Genomic DNA, 16475 nt, shown 5'->3' with positions numbered 1-16475 from the left:
GGTCATGATCGGGTCATCGGGACCGTCCTTGCCGACGCCGGCTACTTCTCACGAGAGAACCTCGCCGCCGCCGGACCCACCCGACTCATCGCGCCCGGCAAAGCCAAAGATGTTGCAGCATCGAAGAAAACGGCAGTCACCCAGCCCGGGAAATACGACCGGACCGCCATCGAAGAGATGCAAGAACGCATCGGCACCGACGAAGGAACCGCCCACTACCGCCAACGCGCAGGGATCATCGAACCCGTCAACGCCCACCTCAAAGACCGACGAACCCTTCGACGATTCGCCCGACGCGGCCTCGCAGCCGCACAATCTGAACTCATCCTCTCCGCCGCAGCCACCAACTTCCTGCGCTACGTGAAAGTCAACAACCTCGCCACCATCTAACCCCGGGGCCAAGGCCCCGGGCCAATCCCCGATCGGGCCACGCCCCCACGATCAAACACGCCCGCGGGGATTAGGCAACAGCCTCTGCAACAGGTGGGTTTGACTGTAGTAGGTGGGTTTGCGGCGATCAGCCGACGAGCACTTCGGCGGTACTCAGTGCGGCTGCGACGCCTGCCACGATCGAGGCAACCTTGAGCGACTCGAAGATCGTCTCGCGGTCGAGACCCGCTTCGCGGAGCGTGTTCTCGTGCGCTGCAACACAATGGCCGCAACCATTGATCGACGACACTGCAAATGACCAGAGTTCGAAGTTCGCCTTGTCCACGCCGGGGTTACCGATGATGTTCATCCGTAGCCCGGGCCGCAGGTCATCGTACTTACCGTCTAGGAATCCGCGACCGCGGTAGAACACGTTGTTCATGCCCATGATCGAGGCGGCGCCGAGTGCGGCGTTGTACGCCTCCGCCGACAGGTTGTCGGCGGCCTCGTCGGCGATCTCCTTGAGCACGCGAGCGTTCTTGCTGGCGGCTGCGGTCGACAGCAGGGTTCCCCAGAGTTGCTCGTCCTTGAGGACCGTGGTCCTCGAGATGGACCCCAGATTGAGCTTCAGGTCCTTTGCATACTCGGGAAGGGCTTCCTTCAAGTTGTCGATACTCATGCTCAGACGCTCGCAGTCAGCAGTTCGCCTGCGTCGATGGTCGGATCACCCTTTTTCCAGTTGCACGCACACAATTCGTCCGACTGCAGTGCGTCGAGCACCCGGAGGACCTCGTCGACGTTGCGGCCGACCGAGCCGGCGGTGACCGAGACGAACTGGATCTCATTGTTGGGGTCGACGATGAACGTCGCGCGATCAGCGACACCGTCCGCGTTCAGAACGCCTGCCGCCGTTGCCAGTTCACGCTTGAGATCCGACAGCATCGGGAAGGGGAGTGTCTTGAGGTCCTCGTGCTGTGCACGCCACTGGAAGTGGACGAACTCATTGTCGACGGATGCGCCGAGAACCTGGGCGTCACGATCGGCGAACTCGTCGTTCAGCTTTCCGAATGCCGCGATCTCGGTGGGGCACACAAACGTGAAGTCCTTGGGCCAGAAGAAGACGATGCGCCATTTGCCCGCCGCGTCGTCGCTCGTGATGGTCGTGAAGTAGTCGTCGGGCTGCTGGGCGTCGACCTTCGAGAGGTCTCCACCGATGACGGCCGTCAGATTGTATGAAGGGAATTGGTCGCCAATGGTCAGCAAAGACAAGATTTCTCCTTAGATGTCACGTTCTTACGCAGTGCTACCAATCTTGCCGGTAAATCGGTCAAAAGCAAACGTGATGAGTAGCACTATAGTGATAGGCATGACCGATCAAAGTTATCAGCCGACGATCGCTGGGTTGAAAGCGTTTGCGGCCATCGCAGACAAACGCCACTTCGGCTTGGCAGCAGAAGGTTTGGGTGTGAGCCAGCCCTCCCTGTCGCAGGCGCTCGCTGCACTCGAAACCGGGTTGGGGTTGCGTTTGGTCGAGCGATCGACCCGGCGTGTCTTCTTGACGAGTGAGGGCGAGGCGCTTCTGTCTCGCGCGGCCGCGGCCATCGAGGCGGTGGACATGTTCACCGCGGCAGCGGTCGGGGTCGCGCAGCCGTTGTCGGGCACCCTGCGGTTGGGTCTCATTCCCACCGTTGCGCCGTATGTACTTCCGTCCATGTTGCGTGATCTCGCAGCGAAGTTACCCGAACTCGCCGTCCGCGTCGTCGAAGACCAGACGTCGCGGCTGCTCGACGCGTTGCGACACAATTCGATTGATGCCGCAATGATCGCACTGCCCGCAGATGCACCCGGCATGATCGAGATCCCCATGTACGACGAGGACTTCGTGCTGGCGTTGCCTCCCGGGCATACGTTGGCGGGCCGAAGTCGAGTCGATCCCGCGGCGCTGGCGGACCTGCCCCTTCTCCTGCTCGACGAAGGCCACTGCCTGCGCGATCAGGCGCTGGAGGTATGCCGGCTGGCCGGGGTGCGCCCGGACGTCGGACCGACGCGAGCCGCATCGCTCGCGACCGCTGTCCAGTGCGTGGAGGGCGGACTCGGGGTGACGTTGATCCCGCAGACGGCGGTCCACACCGAAACGGCGAGAGGCGCTCTGGCGATCGCGAGGTTCGGCCGACCGCGACCGGGCCGCAGAATCGGTCTGGTGATGCGCGCAACCAGCGGTCGTGAGGACGAGTACCGCCAGCTGGCGGCGATGATCGCCGGAACGATCACCGGTGCGGGCCTGGGCGCTGTGAAGTCGGCCTAGCCGCCGCGTATCACGTGTGGTCGAGCTGCTCTAAGGCGTCTGAGAGTTGTTGTAGTCCCGAGAGTGCGGCGGCCCAGGCGGTGTCGTCGATGAGCTCACCGAGCCGACGGGCCAGGTCGCGGTGCCCGGGATTGATCAGCCGGACTGCGGTGAGTCCGGCTTCGGTCACTTCGACGAGTTTCGCCCGACGGTGCGCTGGGTTGTCGCGGTAGGTCACCAGGCCTTGCCGGGCGAGGAGGTCGGCCGTGCGTTGCACACTCTGTCTGGTGATCCCCATCTCGCGGGCAATATCGGAGACCGACAGTGGTTCTGAGAGCACAGCGCCCAGCACCTGCCATCGCGTGGCGGTCAGGCCGGCGGGTGCGGCGAGCGCTTCGGCGACGGCAAGGAACTGCCCGTTGAGGCGAAAAGTGGTGAGTGCCGATTCGCTGAGCAGTTGCTGCGGGTCGCTCATGAATTGGCGGCCATCAACTCGTGGTAGCCGGCCGGGTCGCCACTGTAGAGCTTCGTCCAGGCAGCCAGGGTTTCGGGTGAATACAGGTCGAGCTCGGCGAAGATCTCCCTTGCGAAAGGCACCGGATGCATTGCTGCGGCGGTGATCAGATGACCGGAACGACTGCGGTCGGTGACTGCCGGTTCGTCCACGTAATCCGCCGCACCCGAGTATCCGGTCCAGGACAACGCCTCCGCTGCGTTGCTCGTGTGGCGGCGACCATCGAGTAGACCGCGGTGGGCCATCGCGACCGTGGCGCCGCAGATGCCCGCCACGGGCACTCCGGCGTCGAGGAAACCGGCTGCGGCATCGATGAATTCGGTCAGACCGCCGGTCATGTAGTCCGCAGCTCCCGGCAGGATGAGCATGGCGCTGTTTTGCGGATCCAGATCGGGGAGTGCGATGTCGGGCACGATGCGTAGGCCCCCTGTGGTGGTGATCGGCTCCGTCGTGGGTCCGACGGTGCGGACCCGGTACCTCCCGGGGCGGGTCTGGTACTCGGGGTTGTTGATGTGCGCGACCGCGTGACCGGTCTCCCAGTCGGCGAGAGTGTTGTACACGGCAAGATGCACGGTGAGCGGTTCGGTTGCTGAAGTCATGACAGTATGCTGTCATAGTTGACAACATGCTGTCAATGGATTGAGTGCTCCGGTCGGTCGCTCAGCCGGGAACGATCTCCATCTCTTGCAGTTCGGGTTCGTCATCAGCAGAGTCGGGGGCGCTGAACCGGGCGAGCAGCGACCACCCGCGGTGTCCGTCGGGGTCGTCGAGTACCTGCCTGGCGACCCAGTGATCGTCCTCCCGCGTCACGCTGAACAGTGCAGGTCCTCGCGCCGCCGGGCCGGCGCCGACGTCGCCGTACTCGTCGAAGAAGTCAGCCATCTCGTCGGCCCAGTCGAGGTCGGGATAGGCGGACTGCAGATCGAACCAGGCGCGTCGCGACAACAGGTTGACGTACCTGAACATCGTGTTCCGCAACTGCACTCGAATGGCCCGTGTGTTCGGTGCCCGTCCGGGCGTGGGCAGTCCTGCGGCGAGCGGATCGACGGGCCCGTCGTCCGGGTGGGAGAGTTGCTCCCACTCGTCGAGCAGGCTCGAATCGACCCGGCGGACCAGGTCACCCAGCCACTCGACGACATCGTCGAGTTCGTCGGTCCGGGCGGAGTTCGGGATGCTCTGTCGCAGCGTGCGATACACGTCTGTCAGGTAGCGCAGGACCACGCCTTCGCTGCGGGCGAGAGAATACCGGGAGATCAGGTCTCCCCAGTCCATACCCTCCTCGATCATCTGACGCACCACTGACTTGGGTCGCGGGGGCGTATCCGCGAGCCAAGGGTGACCCTGCTGATAGATCCCGAAGGCCTCGAAAATGAATTCACGTAGCGGACGCGGCCAGGTCACGTCGGCCAGCAGCTCCATCCGCTCCTCGTACTCCACCCCGTCGGCCTTCATCCGCGCGATCGCCTCGTCGCGGGCGCTCTTCTGCTGACCCATGAGAACCGGTCGTGGATCGTCCAGCGTCGCCTCGACGATCGAGATCAGGTCGATCGTGTAGGTCTCCGAGTCGATGTCGAGCAACTCGAACGTCGCCAGAGCGAAAGGGGACAGCGGGTTGTTGAGAGCAAAATTCGCCGGAAGATCGACCGCCAAGACGGCAAGGCGGCCGTATTCATCCGGATTCTCCAGACGGCGCACCACACCGCTGTCGATGAGCGACCGGTACAGCCGCAGCGCCCGCAGGATGTGCCAACGCTGCCGGGCGCGTGTCTCGTGGTTGTCTTCCAGCAGATGTCGCATCGCGATGAAGCAATTTCCGGGGCGAGCAATCACTTCCAGCAACATCGAGGTGGTCACGGCAAACCGGGACCGAAGTGGTTCAGGAGGCGCGACGATGAGTTTTTCGAAGGTGGCCTCGCCCCACGAGACAAAACCCTCGGGTGCCTTTTTGCGCTGGATCTTTTTGAGCTTCTTCGGATCGTCGCCCGCCTTGGCGACCAATCGGGCGTTCTCGACGTCGTGGTCGGGCGCCTGGGCGACCACGAAACCGCGTACATCGAATCCGGCCCGACCCGCACGCCCGGCGATCTGGTGGAACTCACGCGCTTTCAGATGGCGCTGCCTGACGCCGTCGTACTTGGTCAGTCCGGTCAGCAACACCGTGCGGATGGGGACGTTGATACCGACTCCGAGAGTGTCTGTGCCACACACGACGCGCAGCAGACCCTGCTGGGCGAGGCGTTCGACCAGACGCCGGTAGCGGGGGAGCATCCCGGCGTGGTGAACCCCGATGCCGGCACGGACGGTCTTCGACAGTGTCTTCCCGAAGCCGGTGCTGAAGCGAAAATCGCCGATCTCTTCGGCGATGGCGTCGCGTTCGGAACGGCTGCAGATATTGGCGCTGAGCAGGGACTGGGCCCGTTCCATCGCAGACAGTTGGGTGAAGTGGACGACGTATACCGGCGCGCGGTCCTTGTGGATCAGCTCTTCGATGGTCTCGTGCACCGGTCGGGTCGAATACGAATAATCCAGGGGGACAGGCCTGGTGGTGCCGGTGATCGCAGCGGTGTCGCGGCCGGTACGGCGCCGGAGGTCATCGACGAAGAAGCCGACGTCGCCCAAAGTTGCCGACATCAGCACGAACTGGCTACCGGGCAGTTCGATCAGCGGGACCTGCCAGGCCCAGCCGCGGTCGGGTTCGGCGTAGTAGTGGAATTCGTCCATCACCACCACGCCGATCGGCGCTTGCTCGCCTTCACGAAGCGCGATGTTCGCGACGACCTCCGCGGTGGCGCAGATGATGGGCGCCGTCGGGTTCACCGAGGCGTCGCCGGTGAGCATCCCGACTTTGTCGGCGCCGAACTGCGCACAGAGATCGAAGAACTTCTCACTGACAAGGGCCTTGATCGGCGCGGTGTAGAACGCCCTACGCCCTTGGGCCGCCGCGAAATACAGCGCACCACTGGCGACCAGCGACTTCCCCGATCCTGTGGGAGTGGAGATGACGACGTTCGATCCACCCGCGAGTTCGATGAGAGCTTCGTCCTGATGCGGGTACAGCGAGATTCCCCGGTCCGCCCACCAGGCGGTGAAGGAGCTGTACAGCTCATCGAGATCAGGCTCTGTGTCGGCTGGGAACTCGAGGGGCCGGACCTGCGGCGATTGGGTCACCACTGCAGGTTATGGCACCGAAGTCGGTCAGCCCGCAGCGCCGTCACCCTTGTCGTCACCGTCACGGGATTCCGCGTCGTTTTCGGTCGCGGCCTCGTTCTGCGCGTGGTCGGCCAGGAAGCGTTCGAGCTCTGCTCCGAGCTCGTCGCCGGTGGGCAGGTCGCCCTCGGCGGCCAGCAAAGACGCTTTCTCCTGCTGTGCCTGGTTGAACGTGTCGTACTGGGTCTCCAACGCGGCGACCACCGACTCGACCTCCTGATTGCCCGACACCTCGGCGTCGACCTGGGTGCGTACCTTCTCGGCCGCATTGGCCAGGGCCGCGGTCGGCAGATCCAGACCCGTCACCTCGCCGAGTGACTCCAGCAGTTTGTGGGACGCTGCTGGATACTCGGCCTGCGACAGGTAGTGCGGAACGTGGACCGACAGGCCCGCGGTGGCCAGGCCCCGCTCACCCAGCCGCAGTTCGAGCAACATGGACGCGCTGCCGGGTACCTTGAGCTCCGAACCCCACCGGGGCAACGAGCCGATCAGATCCTTGCTGTTCCCGTGTGCGGTGATCGTCGACGGCCGCGTGTGCGGGATGCCCATCGGGATGGCGTTCAGTCCGATCACCGAGGTCACCCCGAACTGATCCGACAGCGCCCCGATTGCTGCGACGAAACGTTCCCAGCGCAGATCGGGTTCAGCGCCGGACAACAGCAGGAACGGGGTCCCGTTGTTGTCACGGATCGCATGCAGGGTCAGCTCCGGCATGGCTGCAGCGGTGAACTCGTCGCCGGTGAAGGACATCAGGGGACGCCGCGACCGGTAGTCGATCAGCTCGTCGGTCGAGAATGTGGCGACCAGCTCGGAGTCGAGACTCTGTCGTAGGTGGTCGGACGCCAATTTGATGGCATGCCCGGCGTCCGCGAATCCCTCGAGGGCGTGGATCAGCACCGGACCGTCACCCTCGTCATCTGCCAGTTGTGGTGCTGGGAATTCGAGTTCGTAGAGCGTGGACTTCTCGTCCATGGCGAACCTCCTCGCTGCCCAGTCGTGCGGTGTGTCGTTCATTGTCTCCCATGAGCACCCCTGCTCACCAATCCCGGCGCGAGCTGACGTCCCTTTCATGGATTCGTGAGTATCAACAGTCAACGTCCACGCGGGATTCCCACCAGTGCGTTCGCTCAGTGCGAACACCGGCCGTCGCCGTTCGTTTCGGCGACCATCCATGCACGCATGGCCATCCCACTATCGCTAGGGTTGGTGCCGAGCGAGAACCAGGAACAGCGGCGAAAGGCAGTCATGGCAGAGCAGGTTCGCGGTGTGGTGTCGGCGGGTAAGGGTGCTCCGACGACCATCGAGACGATCACCATTCCCGATCCGGGGCCACGCGATGTGGTCGTGAAGATCCAGGCGTGCGGCGTGTGCCACACCGACCTGGCCTATCGCGAGGGCGGCATCAACGACGAGTATCCGTTCTTGCTCGGTCACGAGGCCGCGGGGATCGTCGAGACCGTCGGTGACCAGGTCACCCTCGTCGAGCCCGGCGATTTCGTGGTCCTGAACTGGCGTGCGGTGTGCGGTGAATGCCGGGCCTGCAAACGTGGCCGCCCGCAGTATTGCTTCAACACCCACAACGCCAGCAAGCCGATGACCCTGCAGGACGGAACCGCTCTGACCCCGGCGCTGGGCATCGGAGCGTTCGCGGACAAGACGCTGGTCCATGAAGGTCAGTGCACCAAGGTCGCCGCGGACGCCGATCCAGCGGTGGTCGGTCTTCTCGGCTGCGGCGTGATGGCCGGCCTGGGGGCGGCGATGAACACCGGCGGTGTGATCCGCGGCGACAGCGTCGCGGTCATCGGCTGCGGCGGTGTCGGGGACGCGGCCATCGCCGGTGCCCGCCTGGCCGGTGCGACGACGATCATCGCGGTCGACCGTGACGCCCGCAAGCTCGAATGGGCCACCGGCCTGGGCGCGACCCACACCATCGACGGCTCGAAGGTCGACGACGTCGTCACCGCGATCCAAGATCTGACCAACGGCAACGGTGCCGACGTCGTGATCGACGCGGTCGGGCGCCCGGAGACCTACAAGACCGCGTTCTATGCCCGCGATCTGGCCGGTGTCGTGGTCCTGGTCGGGGTGCCCACACCGGAGATGACACTGGAACTGCCGCTGATCGACTTCTTCTCCCGCGGCGGCGCGCTCAAGTCGTCCTGGTACGGCGATTGTCTGCCCGAGCGTGACTTCCCGATGCTCGTCGACCTGTACCAGCAGGGCCGGTTGCCGCTGGAGAAGTTCGTGTCCGAACGAGTCGGCCTCGATGACGTCGAAGCCGCCTTCCACAAGATGGAAGCCGGGGAAGTCCTGCGCTCGGTGGTGGTCCTGTGACCGTGCGCATAGAGAATGTCGTCACCTCCGGCCAGTTCAGCCTCGACGGTGGCACCTGGGACGTGGACAACAACATCTGGCTGATCGGCGACGACTCCGAGGTCGTTATCATCGACGCCGCACACTCGGCGACCCCGATCATCGATGCGGTGGCAGGCCGTACGGTCGCGGCGGTTCTGCTGACCCACGGCCACAACGACCACGTCACCGTCGCGCCGGAGCTGTCGCAACGCACGGGCGCCCCGATGCTCCTGCACCCGGGCGATCGCATGCTCTGGGATCAAACCCATCCCGACATCGCGCCCGGTGAACTCGCCGACGGACAGAAGATCACCGTCGGCGGCACCGACCTCGTCGTGATCAACACCCCAGGGCACTCGCCCGGATCGTGCTCGATCTACGCGCCCGAACTCGGTGTCCTGTTCAGCGGCGACACCCTGTTCTCCGGAGGCCCGGGCGCGACCGGACGGTCGTTCTCGTCGTTTCCGACGATCATCGAATCGATCCAGACGAAGATCTTCACGCTGCCCGCCGAGACCAAGGTCAACACCGGACACGGCGACTCCACCGCCGTCGGCGACGAATCGCCGCACCTCGAGGAATGGATCAAACGGGGGAGCTGATCACGCGCGGCGATCGGTGTGCTGCTCAGGGGCTGTCGAGTCGGGGCGGCGACGTCATGCGGTGAATGACGGCGTCGACCCGCTCGAGTTGCAGGTCTGCCCCTCCGGAGATCTCTGCCGCGAGGTTCTCGAGCTCCGTGACAGCGAGACCTGCCTGCGCCACAACGGGTTCCCGTACACGCTGCGGCGACTTCGACGCCGCGATCAGTCGGTTGTCCAGTTCCGTCGCGGCGATCTCGAGTCGCACCCGGGCGTCGATCCTGCCGCCGTCGTAGTCCGCGTGCGGGTCTGAACGCAACAGCGACAACGCATCACGTATCCGGCGGTGCAGCCTGGCCTCCGGGTCATGGGACCCAGACCACGAGGCGGGCGCGTTGGTCGCCTGGCCCGGGATGATCTCGTTCGCGCGCAGGGCTCCGTCCCGGATACGCCTGGTCATCATGAACACGCCGGCTGCGGCCGCGAGCGCGGCAGCGATCACGAGTAGGACGACGACGGTGGTCACGCCCACGCTGCCCACGCCGCCACGATCGCGATGATCACGATCAGCGCCGCCAGGACCGCGAACGCGATCTTGACCTTGCTCCAAGGACGTTGCCCCTGGACCTCACCCGTGACGCCGTTGATGAAGACCTGGAACGGAGTTCCCGCATAGATCACGGTCAGCAGCCAGATGGGCAGCAGTACGTGCTTGAACGTCAGCGAGTTGTACCGGGTGTCCTTGTTGTTGATCCGCTGGTGATCCCCACCGATATCGCGGCGGATGGCAGCGTCGATGCCCGCGTTGATCCTGCCCTGAGCCACGGGGAAACACTGATCGGCGTCGAGATCGTAGGTGCGGCACAGGTGGCCTGCAATGAACTCCGGACTGAAGGGAGTCGCCTGCCCGGTCGGCCACGGTTCGAGTTCGTGTACCCGTTCGGTGTCGAAGCCGGTGTTCGCCAAGACCGCGACGTCATCGAAATTGTTGCCCACCACGCCCGATCGGTGACTCCAGCGGGTACGGGTCTCGGTGCGCCGGTTGTCGCCACTGCCGGTGGTCACGGTGTAGTTGTCGCCACGCATTCCCGTGTACGAGGTGGTCGTGTCGGCGTCGTAGGTGAAGTAGGCCGCGTAGAGGCTGGTGAATGCACCGACTTCCCGGTATTTCTTGAACTCGGTCGGGGCGAACCACCTGCTGTTGATCCATTTCTCGATCACCTCCCGGCCGTGTGTGTCATCGACCTGGAATGGCAGGATCCCGTCCACGGGGAGCCTGGTCGGCGCTGCGTGGATGTCATCACGCTGAATCGGGGTGGCGCAGTAGGGGCATCGGGTCGCGGTCAGGGTGCCCGTGAATGTTGTTCTGCCGCCGCAGCTCTGGCAGACGATCTCCCGCTCGGAATCCGAAGTCGTCGCCGGCGGCGCCGCGGCGAGCAGACCGCGCAATTGCGTCATCGTCGATGCCAGATCGTGCTCGACGACCCGGCGTGCCGGGTCGAGGACTATGGCGTGCGATCGACCGCAACTGAGGCACAGCAGATTCTGCGTCGTCGGGTCGAACACCAGTTGAGCGCCGCAGTTCTCACACGGGTATGTCCGGGTCTGCTCGGTGACCTGGAACAGCGCCCGGTCTGGATCGGACGCGGCAGGACGCGGCGGCATCGGAGGCAGCGGCGGCGGGGAGTCGGTCGAACCGTCGGGCAGTGGCGGCGGGATGTGCGAATCGTTCATCGGCCTAGGTGGTGGGAGTTGTCGGGATCGGGGGAGGTGTGGCGAAGAGCCCGGCGAGCGCGGGCACGGAGGCCGCTGCAACCCAGCCTGGCATTCCTTGACTCCACACCAACGTGGACCCGGTGAACTGCCCTGAGGCCGCTGCACCCTGCAATTGGGCGACGCTGAACGGACCGGCGGGCTGACCCCCGTTGTCGATGTGGAACGTGGCCGCCCCGGGCAGCGGTGGGGGACCGGCCGCGGGAGCGGGCTGTGCCGCCTGGCCGAACTGACCGGCCATCTGGTTACCAAGGGCGACACCCATTCCGGCCGACATCATGTCGCCCATGGCGCCGCCACCGGGGTTCTGTGCAGCCGCGAGCATTGCGTCGGCCGCCCTGCCCTGCTGATAGCGGCCCAGATCGCCGACGTTGTTGAGGAATCCGCCCTCCTCGACGCCGCGGGCGACGCCGCGGGTCATGGCAGACGTGATCTCGTCGGGCAGTGAGATGTTCATGGTGATCGAATCGATGGCCAACCCGAATTCGTCGTCGACCCGCTCGGAGACGAACGCCCGCAGTTTGTCGGACAACTCCACCTGGCGACCCTGTAGATCGATGACACCGAGCCGGGTCTCCATGATCATGTCCGAGAAGGCGAGGGTGATGACTCGCCGGAGCAACTCCGATATCTCATCCACATCGACCGCGCTGTCGGTGCCGATGACCTCGCGGAGAAAAATCTCAGGATCAGCCACCCGAACGACACACAAACCGTTGGCGCGGACCTGCACCATCGTGAAATCCGGGTCACGGACCGTCACCGGATTGGCGGTGCCCCAGCGGAGGTCGGTCACCGGCCGGCTGTTGATGAAGTACACCTCGGACCGGAACGGACTGTTGAAGCCGTGCTTCCAGCCCTGCAGCGTGCTCAGGATCGGCAGGTTCTCCGACGTCAGCGTGTAGTGTCCGGGCCCGAAGCGATCGGCGAGCTGTCCTCGATAGACGAAAACCGCCTGCTGACCTTCCCGAACGATGAGTTCGGCCTCGTTCTTGATCTCATTGTTGTAGCGCGGAAAACGCCAGGCCAATGTCGAGCGTGAGTCGTCGATCCACTCGATGATATCGACGAGCTCACCCTTGATCTTGCCGATGATCCCCATATTCGGTGCTCTCCCTAGCGGCTTCGCTGCGTCGCGGTGTTCGGCCGGGTCGCTGCAGAACAGCAGGCCGGTGCGGGTACTACTGGGCAGTCTAGTCGTGTCGCAGGGACACTTGGCTCTGATGCGGTGGGACAGTGGTTGGGTGAGTAGGGTCCTTTCGATGCAAGCCGTACGCCGGGCGGCGGCGGTCGCGGTCGTGGCGACGGTGTTCCTGGGCGGATGCACCACCGAGGTCGACGGTGATCCCAGTGCCGCGACCCGATCGGCGCAGACGGCACCGAACAGCTCGAACCAGACGATCGATATCCGGGAGCGGTCGGTGACCCCCGCGGACTTCCCCGGGGGGTACGCCGCGTCGGAGGTGACCGGGGGTCAGCTCGGTGCGATCATCGGCGATACGGCGGGCGTTCCCGCCGGCGGTACCGTGGATCCACCCAATTGTGCGCCGCAACAGTTGCCGTCCGAGCCTCAGGACGCGATCGCTTTCGTCGCGACCGGGCCCGGTGCCAATGCGGGTGTGCTCACAGCCCTGACGGTGCTCGTGGATACCCCCCTCGCGCAACTGAAGTCACAGATCGAGCAGTGTCCGACGTATACGACAGACGTCCAGGGGGCCGTCGCAACGGTGGCGACCACGCTGCTTCCGGCGTCGCCGGCGCAATCGGACGAATCGCTGGCCTTCCGGCGGGTGACGACTTCTGGCGCGATGACCCAGACGATGACCGCGCTCCTCTCTCAAAACGACGGCGTGCGCGTCTACGTCACGTCGGTGGCGGCGGGGCAACGTCCGCCCGACGGAGCAGCCCTGGATCAGCTCTACACCACGGCGCTGACACGCTCGCGCGGCTGACCGACCAGACCCGGCCGCTACAGCCCGTCCTGTGGATGGAGTGACACTCTCGGGATAACTGCATTCTCACGCTGGTCGGTCGCCTCGAGGGCTGGTGCCGCGGGATGACGATCGGTCCATGACATCTGACAGTTACGCAACATCGGTCTCCGGCCCCGGTGCCTTGGTCACCGCCATACCCGCTCTGCTCGGTTTCGTTCCCGAACGGTCACTGGTGCTGATCACCTTCTCCGGAGACGGCGACGAGATCGGCACGACGATGCGCCACGACCTGAGCCTGCAACCGGACGGAGTACCCACAGCCACCATGCTCGGTGTCATCGGACACCTGGCGAGGGTGTGCGAGTCCTATCGAGTGGACCGCGTGATCGCGGTGATCATCGACGACACCCGGGCATCCGACGACGGGGCATATCGTCGTCTCGCCGCGATCATCGACCAGAATCTGTACTGTGTCGGCGGCCTCCATGGTGCTTTTGCCACGCCGGCAATTTCAGCGGGTTCACCCTGGGAGACTGTGTGGGACAGTCGGACCGAGGAATGCGGTCCTGAACCGATCACCTCTGGTGTGGTCGGTGACCCCATGATCAGTCCGGTGGCGATCGCACGCGCCGTGGCCAGGGGCAGACGTGTCCTCATGACTCGCGGTGAGATGATCGACACCCTTTCGCCGTTGCCGCATTGTTCGACGACCACGTGTGAAGCGCACGCCATCTCCGCGGCGGATGACCTGGCATACGCAGAACTCGCCGACATCCGACGCACCGGCGACGAGCAGTACGGGGAAGACGAGCAGGACGGGAATGACGAACACCGGAACGCCTCCGGTGTCGGCGAGATCGAAGTCGCCGACTGGGAGATCGTTTCGGGTTCACTCGACCAAACCACCATCGCGCCGACCGTTCTCACAGAGTTCGCCCACGACCACTGCGCGCCGGACGTCGCCGCAAGCGATGCCGCCGGACGGTTCCCGCTGCACGTGCTCATCGATCAGTTGCGACGAGCACAGGAACGCTCTGATCTCGAATTCGTTGTGGGCCTGGTCGACCGTGCGGGTGAGCCACTGTGCTGCGACGACCTGCAGAGGTTGGACAAGGCGCTGCGCGAGCTGTACGTGAGAGACGCGCTGGTGTCGCTGGCGGTCACAGACCTCTGGGCCGGTGCCGAACAGTTGTGGACGCAGGCCGCAAGAAAGTTGCGCGGTCGCGGACAAGCCGCCGCCGCAACCTTGCTGGGCTTCGTGCATTACGTCCACGGGAACGGGGCGATGGCCGGCACCGCATTCGATCTCGCTCTGGAAGCCAGCCCGGGATACTCCATGGCGACCCTGTACAACGACGCCCTCATCCGTGGGATACCGCCGGGCGTGATCAACCGGTGCGCTGAGACAGGCTTCGGAGTGGCCCGATCCCTTGGCGTGGAGTTGCCGCCACCGGTGCTGCGGCCGGCCGCGTGATGCTGCGAGCGGTCAGCGGTTCGCGAGACCCGCCGAGTGCGCGCGGTCGCCCAGCGATGTGGTGTAAGCCCAGGCATCGGCAACGATCACCGACAAGTCGGTGTGTTCTGGGTACCAGCCCAATTCGGCGATGGCCTTGTCACTCGAAGCGATGAGCACTGCCGGGTCACCAGCGCGACGCGGAGCGTCGACGACCGGGATCTCCAATCCGGTGACCTCTTCGCATGCCGAAATCACCTGTCGTACAGAGAAACCTGTTCCGCTTCCGAGGTTGAAGATCGAATGCCGACCGGGTACGGCGGCCTCCAGCGCCAGGACATGAGCCTGCGCGAGGTCGTGCACATGGATGTAGTCGCGGATCGCCGTACCGTCGTCAGTGGGGTAGTCCGTACCGAACATCTTTATGTGCTCGCGATGACGTAGCGCGACCTGGAGCACCAGAGGGATCAGATGGGTCTCGATGACGCGGTTCTCGCCCGCACCGCCATACGCGCCCGCGACGTTGAAGTATCGCAAGCTCATCGCTGCGAGGTCGTGCGCAGCAGCGTACGACGAGATCGCGTGATCGATGGCCAACTTGGTTGCGCCGTACGGATTGGTCGGACGGGTGGGGGCGGATTCAAGGATCGGGACGGAGTCGGGCTCGCCGTACGTCGCGGCCGTCGACGAGAACACCAGTCGTGGTGTCCGTGTGGCGCGGATGGCCTCCAGAAGTGCCAACGACTCGACGACGTTGCCGTGCCAGTACAGCTCCGGATGCTCGACGGATTCACCGACGAGCGACTGCGCCGCAAAGTGGAGAACGCCGTCGAAAGCGGCCGACCCCAACACATCAGCAGCAACATCACGAACGTTGCCTTCGATGAACGTGGCGCTCTCCGGAAGCGAATCGACGTTGCCGGTGGAGAGATTGTCGATGATGGTCACATCGTGCCCGTGCTCGATCAAGTACCGAGCACAGACACTGCCCACATAGCCGGCTCCGCCGGTGACGAGAAGTTTCATCGAAATACTGGGTCAGACCTTCTCGACCTGGACGGAGTGTGCCATCTCCTCGGACAACTGCAGCCCCTGATGTCCCGGGGTGCTGATCACGATCGACGTCGGGTTCACGGTGACGCTCACGCGAGCGTTGGGAACGACACCCGCTTCGCGCAGCGCGCTGATCAACTCGATGTCGGCCTGAGCGTGCTCCGACAACCTCCGCACGATGACAGCGACGGGCTCGCCCTGCGGAAGCTCCGAGATACGTGTCATCGGGACGGGAGGCACGAGAGTCGAGTAACCGAGCTGATCGAGCCCGGGGATCGGGTTGCCATACGGAGAAGTGGTCGGGTGATCGAGCACCTCGAGCAGACGACGCTCGACGTTCTCACTCATCACATGCTCCCAGCGGCACGCCTCTGCGTGTACGTCTTCCCACGGCATACCGATGACATCGACGAGCAGCCGCTCGGCGAGGCGATGCTTACGCATCACCGACACCGCAAGATTGCGTCCCTTGTCGGTCAGTTCGAGATGGCGGTCTCCGGCGACGAGCACCAGTCCGTCGCGTTCCATGCGAGCTACCGTCTGCGACACCGTCGGACCGCTCTGTTCCAGGCGCTCGGCAATGCGTGCCCGCAAGGGAACAATGCCTTCTTCCTCGAGGTCGTAGATCGTCCGAAGATACATCTCAGTGGTGTCGATCAGTTCGTTCACGATCCCCATCCCTTTCGTCCTGTCCAGGCTACCTGTAACAACGTCCGGTTTCGGTCAACCCTTCCCGCGACCGTGACGCGTCACACGCGCAGTCCGCATGTTGTTCGGGTCGAGTTCCGCTTCGCTCCATCTCCGGCGTTCGGGTCGAGTTCCGCTTCGCTCCATCTCCGGCGTTCGGGTCGAGTTCCGCTTCGCTCCATCTCCGTCGTCGGGTCGAGTTCCGCTTCGCTCCATCTCCGGCGTTCGGCCAAGCTTCGTCTCCGTCATTCCGGCAAAGCTCCGT

General features: G+C 64.5%; 17 protein-coding genes. 6 read left to right on the top strand and 11 right to left on the bottom strand.

Going from position 1 to position 16475, the window contains the following annotated elements:
- A partial coding sequence (locus DFR67_RS02735) for a transposase (protein WP_146240348.1) occupies positions 1-390 on the top strand: 390 nt, incomplete at its 5' end.
- 127 nt (positions 391-517) lie between these two features.
- On the opposite strand, the gene DFR67_RS02730 is transcribed toward DFR67_RS02735, so the two are convergent.
- Together DFR67_RS02730 and DFR67_RS02725 are read right to left on the bottom strand one after the other, a co-directional pair.
- Entirely contained in the window at positions 518-1048 is a 531-nt protein-coding gene (locus DFR67_RS02730; protein WP_110467820.1) for an alkyl hydroperoxide reductase, read from the bottom strand.
- Between the two features lie 2 nt (positions 1049-1050).
- Complete coding sequence (locus DFR67_RS02725) at positions 1051-1638, bottom strand: peroxiredoxin (RefSeq protein WP_110467819.1); 588 nt, start codon at positions 1636-1638, stop codon at positions 1051-1053.
- Positions 1639-1735: 97 nt separating this feature from the next.
- Here DFR67_RS02725 and DFR67_RS02720 point away from each other — a divergent pair, with 97 nt between their 5' ends.
- On the top strand, positions 1736-2674 hold the full coding sequence (locus tag DFR67_RS02720; protein WP_110467818.1) for a hydrogen peroxide-inducible genes activator: 939 nt from the start codon (positions 1736-1738) through the stop codon (positions 2672-2674).
- A 10-nt stretch (positions 2675-2684) separates the two neighbouring features.
- On the opposite strand, the gene DFR67_RS02715 is transcribed toward DFR67_RS02720, so the two are convergent.
- From DFR67_RS02715 to DFR67_RS02700, 4 genes are all read right to left on the bottom strand, one after another.
- A complete protein-coding gene (locus DFR67_RS02715; RefSeq protein WP_110467817.1) occupies positions 2685-3128 on the bottom strand; it encodes a MarR family winged helix-turn-helix transcriptional regulator in 444 nt (147 codons plus the stop codon).
- Complete coding sequence (locus DFR67_RS02710) at positions 3125-3766, bottom strand: DJ-1/PfpI family protein (RefSeq protein ID WP_110467816.1); 642 nt, start codon at positions 3764-3766, stop codon at positions 3125-3127. Before DFR67_RS02710 ends, DFR67_RS02715 begins: the two co-directional genes overlap by 4 nt.
- A 61-nt stretch (positions 3767-3827) precedes the next feature.
- Positions 3828-6335: a DEAD/DEAH box helicase gene (locus DFR67_RS02705; protein ID WP_110467921.1), complete on the bottom strand. Its 2508-nt coding sequence runs from the start codon at positions 6333-6335 to the stop codon at positions 3828-3830.
- Between the two features lie 27 nt (positions 6336-6362).
- Positions 6363-7346: a proteasome assembly chaperone family protein gene (locus tag DFR67_RS02700; RefSeq protein ID WP_110467815.1), complete on the bottom strand. Its 984-nt coding sequence runs from the start codon at positions 7344-7346 to the stop codon at positions 6363-6365.
- Positions 7347-7619: 273 nt separating this feature from the next.
- On the opposite strand from DFR67_RS02700, the gene DFR67_RS02695 reads away from it, so the two are divergent.
- Complete coding sequence (locus DFR67_RS02695) at positions 7620-8708, top strand: S-(hydroxymethyl)mycothiol dehydrogenase (RefSeq protein ID WP_110467920.1); 1089 nt, start codon at positions 7620-7622, stop codon at positions 8706-8708.
- Complete coding sequence (locus DFR67_RS02690; RefSeq protein ID WP_110467814.1) at positions 8705-9331, top strand: MBL fold metallo-hydrolase; 627 nt, start codon at positions 8705-8707, stop codon at positions 9329-9331. Before DFR67_RS02695 ends, DFR67_RS02690 begins: the two co-directional genes overlap by 4 nt.
- Positions 9332-9356: 25 nt before the next feature.
- Here the strand turns inward: DFR67_RS02690 and DFR67_RS02685 are convergent, their stop codons facing one another.
- The 3 genes from DFR67_RS02685 to DFR67_RS02675 are packed head-to-tail and all read right to left on the bottom strand — an operon-like array spanning position 9357 to position 12185.
- The gene (locus DFR67_RS02685; protein WP_110467813.1) at positions 9357-9851 is read right to left on the bottom strand and encodes a hypothetical protein; all 495 of its coding nucleotides are present in this window, start codon (positions 9849-9851) and stop codon (positions 9357-9359) included.
- Positions 9833-11044 carry a TFIIB-type zinc ribbon-containing protein gene (locus tag DFR67_RS02680; RefSeq protein WP_110467812.1) on the bottom strand — a complete coding sequence of 404 codons (1212 nt, stop codon included), beginning with the start codon at positions 11042-11044 and terminating at the stop codon, positions 9833-9835. The genes DFR67_RS02685 and DFR67_RS02680 overlap by 19 nt, the downstream gene beginning before the upstream one ends.
- Before the next feature lie 4 nt (positions 11045-11048).
- A complete protein-coding gene (locus tag DFR67_RS02675) occupies positions 11049-12185 on the bottom strand; it encodes an SPFH domain-containing protein (RefSeq protein WP_110467811.1) in 1137 nt (378 codons plus the stop codon).
- A 160-nt stretch (positions 12186-12345) separates the two neighbouring features.
- Here DFR67_RS02675 and DFR67_RS02670 point away from each other — a divergent pair, with 160 nt between their 5' ends.
- Together DFR67_RS02670 and DFR67_RS02665 are read left to right on the top strand one after the other, a co-directional pair.
- Positions 12346-13035: a hypothetical protein gene (locus DFR67_RS02670; RefSeq protein ID WP_146240347.1), complete on the top strand. Its 690-nt coding sequence runs from the start codon at positions 12346-12348 to the stop codon at positions 13033-13035.
- A 118-nt stretch (positions 13036-13153) separates the two neighbouring features.
- Positions 13154-14491, top strand: coding sequence for a DUF4192 domain-containing protein (locus DFR67_RS02665; protein WP_110467809.1), 1338 nt, complete (start codon positions 13154-13156; stop codon positions 14489-14491).
- A gap of 12 nt (positions 14492-14503) precedes the next feature.
- Here the strand turns inward: DFR67_RS02665 and galE are convergent, their stop codons facing one another.
- Both galE and DFR67_RS02655 read right to left on the bottom strand, forming a co-directional pair.
- Positions 14504-15496 (bottom strand): UDP-glucose 4-epimerase GalE, encoded by a 993-nt coding sequence (gene galE / locus DFR67_RS02660; RefSeq protein ID WP_110467808.1) that lies wholly within the window; start codon positions 15494-15496, stop codon positions 14504-14506.
- A gap of 12 nt (positions 15497-15508) precedes the next feature.
- Positions 15509-16192, bottom strand: a complete 684-nt coding sequence (locus DFR67_RS02655) for an iron-dependent transcriptional repressor DtxR (protein WP_110467919.1) — start codon at positions 16190-16192, stop codon at positions 15509-15511.
- Positions 16193-16475: the final 283 nt, after the last annotated feature.

Origin of the sequence: Williamsia limnetica (genome assembly GCF_003217475.1) — a bacterium.
In the GTDB taxonomy this organism is placed as follows: domain Bacteria; phylum Actinomycetota; class Actinomycetes; order Mycobacteriales; family Mycobacteriaceae; genus Williamsia; species Williamsia limnetica.
Note: the sequence above shows the minus strand (reverse complement) of the source record. Positions and strands in the feature narration are given on the sequence as shown.